This is a genomic window from Burkholderia sp. E168m23, from assembly GCF_016586125.1.
Taxonomy (GTDB): domain Bacteria; phylum Pseudomonadota; class Gammaproteobacteria; order Burkholderiales; family Burkholderiaceae; genus Burkholderia; species Burkholderia orbicola.
The window spans coordinates 1-3,619 of the sequence record NZ_BCPP01000749.1 but is presented as its reverse complement, the minus strand read 5'-3'; the positions used below and the strand labels follow the sequence as shown (position 1 = coordinate 3,619).

General features: G+C 66.4%; 5 protein-coding genes and 1 pseudogene. 3 read left to right on the top strand and 3 right to left on the bottom strand.

The window, feature by feature from the left end; genetic code table 11:
• Positions 1 to 121: LysR family transcriptional regulator (locus tag JMF90_RS28835; protein ID WP_201325744.1), on the bottom strand; the 121-nt coding region annotated here is incomplete at its 3' end.
• 162 nt (positions 122 to 283) lie between these two features.
• Here JMF90_RS28835 and JMF90_RS28830 point away from each other — a divergent pair.
• Both JMF90_RS28830 and JMF90_RS28825 read left to right on the top strand, forming a co-directional pair.
• Positions 284 to 1,603 (top strand): DUF3422 family protein, encoded by a 1,320-nt coding sequence (locus JMF90_RS28830; RefSeq protein WP_011548415.1) that lies wholly within the window; start codon positions 284 to 286, stop codon positions 1,601 to 1,603.
• A 34-nt stretch (positions 1,604 to 1,637) separates the two neighbouring features.
• Positions 1,638 to 1,841 (top strand): hypothetical protein, encoded by a 204-nt coding sequence (locus tag JMF90_RS28825; protein ID WP_011548414.1) that lies wholly within the window; start codon positions 1,638 to 1,640, stop codon positions 1,839 to 1,841.
• A 60-nt stretch (positions 1,842 to 1,901) separates the two neighbouring features.
• On the opposite strand, the gene JMF90_RS28820 is transcribed toward JMF90_RS28825, so the two are convergent.
• Positions 1,902 to 2,204: a DUF3304 domain-containing protein gene (locus JMF90_RS28820; protein ID WP_012338832.1), complete on the bottom strand. Its 303-nt coding sequence runs from the start codon at positions 2,202 to 2,204 to the stop codon at positions 1,902 to 1,904.
• 197 nt (positions 2,205 to 2,401) lie between these two features.
• Positions 2,402 to 3,298 (bottom strand): transcriptional regulator CynR, encoded by an 897-nt coding sequence (gene cynR / locus JMF90_RS28815; RefSeq protein WP_011548412.1) that lies wholly within the window; start codon positions 3,296 to 3,298, stop codon positions 2,402 to 2,404.
• Positions 3,299 to 3,417: 119 nt separating this feature from the next.
• Here cynR and JMF90_RS28810 point away from each other — a divergent pair.
• A pseudogene (locus JMF90_RS28810) lies at positions 3,418 to 3,619 on the top strand (RNA-guided endonuclease TnpB family protein); the annotation flags it as partial.

The window sequence follows — 3,619 nt, the reverse complement described above, 5'->3', positions numbered from 1 at the left end:
TCTTGATCTGCATGCTCACGGCCGACTGCGAGCGGTTCACGGCCTCGGCCGCGCGGGTCATGTTGCCGGTTTCCGCGACGGCGACGACGGTGGCCAGCACGTCGTGATCGAGCATCTTCATGGGTATCAGGAAAACTGAACGTAACGATCAGCATTATGCGTTTTTATTGTTGCTGTGTGTCTGCCATAGTGCGATCACGCTGGCGTTTCGCCCGAGGGTGGCGCGGCGGTCGGGCCGCGCCAATCCGGCGTGCGGGACTGAACAGGAAAGCGTGGTGAATCGATGATGGACCATCCGTTGCGCGCCGCACTGGCCGCGGAATTGCATGCCCGGCCGTTCCTGCGGCTCGCCGAAGCCGTGTCGCTCACGCACTACGCGATCTATGCGGACGGCCAGCCCGACATCCACGAAACGCTGCTGCACGCGCTGTGCCGCGATACCGGCATCGACGCGCCGCACGAAGGCGCGACGCACTACGCGGTGCAGTCGCCGTGCGGTTGGCACCTGAAGTGGGAGCGCCACACCGAATTCTCGACCTTCACGTTCGTCGCGCCGCGTCGCGACACCGGTTATTTCGACGATCTCGCGATCGACGGCATTCCGGCCGCGTGGTTCGCGCGGCTGGCCGGCATCCGCTTCGTCGCGGTGCGGATGGAGCTGCTGTCCGGCGACGCCGCGCGGCGCGTATGCGGCGACCTGCGGCGCTGGATCGACGGGCCCGCGCTCGTCGGCAGCCGCGTGCTCGGCGGCGGCAAGGTGTTCTGCGACTGGCACGTGCGCGACGACGGCTTCATGCGCTTTCTCGTGGTCGACGAGGATTTCCGCGAGGAGCAGGGCGGCCGCCTGTTGCAGCGTCTGTATGAAATCGAAACGTACCGGATGATGGCGCTGCTGGCACTCCCCGTCGCGCGCCGGATGAGCCGCGAGCTCGACGAGATCCATGCGGCGCTGCACGCGCTGATGCAGCGGATGGATGCGAGCGGCGCAGACGGCGACGATGCGGCGTTGCTCGTCAAGCTCACGCATCTCGCGGTGCGGGTCGAATCGTTGTCGGGATCGGGGGCGCGCTTCAGCGCGTCGCGCGCGTACGAAAAGCTCGTGCTGGCGCGCATCCACGAGCTGCGCGAGGAGCGTATCGAAGGGATGCCGACGATCGCCGAATTCATGGAGCGGCGCTTCGCGCCGGCGATGGAAACCTGCTGTAGCGTATGGGCGCGCCACGAACAGATCGCCGCGCGGATCGCACGGGCGGTCGACCTGCTGCGCACTCGCGTGAATCTCGCGCAGGAAAAGGACGTGACGCGGCTGCTGGCCGGCATGGAGCGCACCGCGCGCAACCAGCTGCATTTGCAGCACGCGGTCGAAGGGCTGTCGGTGGCCGCCATTTCGTACTACGTGCTGTCGCTCGCGACGGCGGCGTTCAAGGCGCTGCACGTGATGAACCTGCCGGTCGATCCCGAGCTGGCGGAAGGGCTGCTGATCGCGCCGGTCGTGTTCGCGGTGATCCACATCACGCGGCGTACGCGCGCGCAGCTTGCGCGGGCCGAGGCAGTGCATGACAGTGCGCCCGTGCATGCGGCGGCGTTGAAGCAGGCCAGCTAGAACATCAACGACCTATCAAGGCAAAGGAGTGGAGATGACTTTTTCGCAGAAGCAAGCGGGGTTTTATAGCGGTTTCGATGTTGCGTTCGACGAGCCGGTCGTGGGCGAAAGCGGCGCACCGGAAGACGCGCGCGTGACGTCGTATCAGGCCGTGCTGCAGGAACCGATGACGTCGCTCGTCGGCAGCACCATCGATCGGCCGGACGTCGCGGCGGTGGCGATCCTCGGGTACAACTGACGCGGCGTCGCGCGACTATTCCGCGCGGCTACGCAGCATCCACGAGCGGCCCTTCTCCGATCAACCGCCATCGCGCATGCGTGGCATCGTCGGGTACGCCGCCCATCGGGCGTCGATCTTGCGGCCGGGCAGGAAACGAAACTCGATATAGCCGTCTCGCCGGTTCGGCAAAGCCGGCACGGCGACCTCGGTTTCGACGATTTCAGGTGCCTGGTTCCTGGCGTCTTCTTCAGCCGTCAGGTCGTAAGTGACCCTGACGTGCCAGGTCTGCTTGCCGCGGGGCACGCTCATGCAGCACACCGTGCCACCCCCGCCGCCGAACTGGCGTGCGTGCACGCTGCCGGCGCCGAAGCCGTCGACCACGAAGCTGTAGACGCCACGTGAACCCCACGACGCGATACGGGCCGTTGGCGCGCGTCTGTGCGTGGACCCACCAGGCTGCGCCTGCCAGCAGCGCGGCGATGGCAAGCGGGTTGAGCGTCATGCGGCGTAGCAGGTTCGACATGTCGATGTTTCCATGAGTCGGTTCGCCGGCGACGATCCGTTGCCGGCAGCTGAGGTCAGCGCGCGGGCCTGACCGGCCCCGCCCCCCGCGCCAGCGCCAGCTCGACGAACGCCCGCGCCGCAGCACTCCGATACCCACCCTTGCGCTGCAGCAGCACGGCCGTGCGCCTCAGCCCCGCCGGATCGAGCGCAACCGCGACGAGATCGTCGTGCTCGACCGCGATCGTCGCCGGCAGCAGCGTCGCGAGGTTCGTGCGGCGCACGATCTCAATCACCGCACCGAGCGAATTCGCTTCCATCAGCACGCGCGGCTGCAGGTCGTGCTCTCGGAAATAGCGGTCGATCTGCATGCGCGTCGCGAATTCCGCGGTGAGCAGCACGAGCGGCGCGTCGTGCAGCGCGCGCAGGCCGGCCTTGCGTTGGCTGCCGAGCGCGTGTCCGCGGTTCACGACGAGCGCGAGCGTCTCGACCAGCAGCGCCTGCGCGTCGATATCAGCCGTCTGCACCTCGTCGAATGCTATGCCGACATCGAGCTCGTCGTCGACGAGCAGTGCCTCGATACGCTCCTGCGACATCTCGCGAACCGACAGCGATACGTCCGGATAGCGGCGGTGAAACGCCTCGACGAGCGGCCCGACGAGATAGCTCGTGAAGGTCGGCGTGACCGCGACGCGCAGCGAGCCGCGGCTCATATCCTGCACGTCGTGAATCGCCCGACGGCCTTCCGCGAGATCATGCAGCGCCTGCCGCGCATAGCGGAAATACACGTCGCCGGCATCGGTCAGCCGCGTGACGCGGCCGGTGCGGTCGAACAGTTGCGCGCCGAGCGTGTCCTCGAGTTGGCGGATCTGCTGCGACAGCGCGGGCTGCGACACGTGCAGCGCGGCGGCCGCGCGCGTGAAGCTGCGGTGTTCGGCGACGGCCAGGAAATAGTGGATGTGACGCAGCAGCATGGCGATTCCTATAAGTCGTGCTTATCCGGTCGATTTTCTCCGAGAGACCCGCCATTGATGGCGGGAAGGAAGGGCGTGCTGTTGACAGGCAGCTTCTTCCACGGGTTAGGATTACCGGCATGATCCTTGTCTACCGCTACCGGGTGAAATCGCTCAACGGACTGCTTAACAAGCAGGGCCGCGCGGTGAACTACGTCTGGAACTTCTGCAACGACACGCAGAAGCACGCGCTCAAGTGGGGCAAGAAGTGGCCTACAGGATTCGACCTGAACGTGCTGACGACCGGCAGCAGCAAGGAACTCGGTATTCACTCCGGCACGG

What these genes read in the sequence shown, in the direction of transcription:
- JMF90_RS28830 (WP_011548415.1), top strand. Translation starts at nt 284, where the DNA reads ATGATGGACCATCCGTTGCGCGCCGCACTGGCCGCGGAATTGCATGCC.
- JMF90_RS28825 (WP_011548414.1), top strand. Translation starts at nt 1,638, where the DNA reads ATGACTTTTTCGCAGAAGCAAGCGGGGTTTTATAGCGGTTTCGATGTT.
- cynR (WP_011548412.1), bottom strand. Translation starts at nt 3,298, where the DNA reads ATGCTGCTGCGTCACATCCACTATTTCCTGGCCGTCGCCGAACACCGC.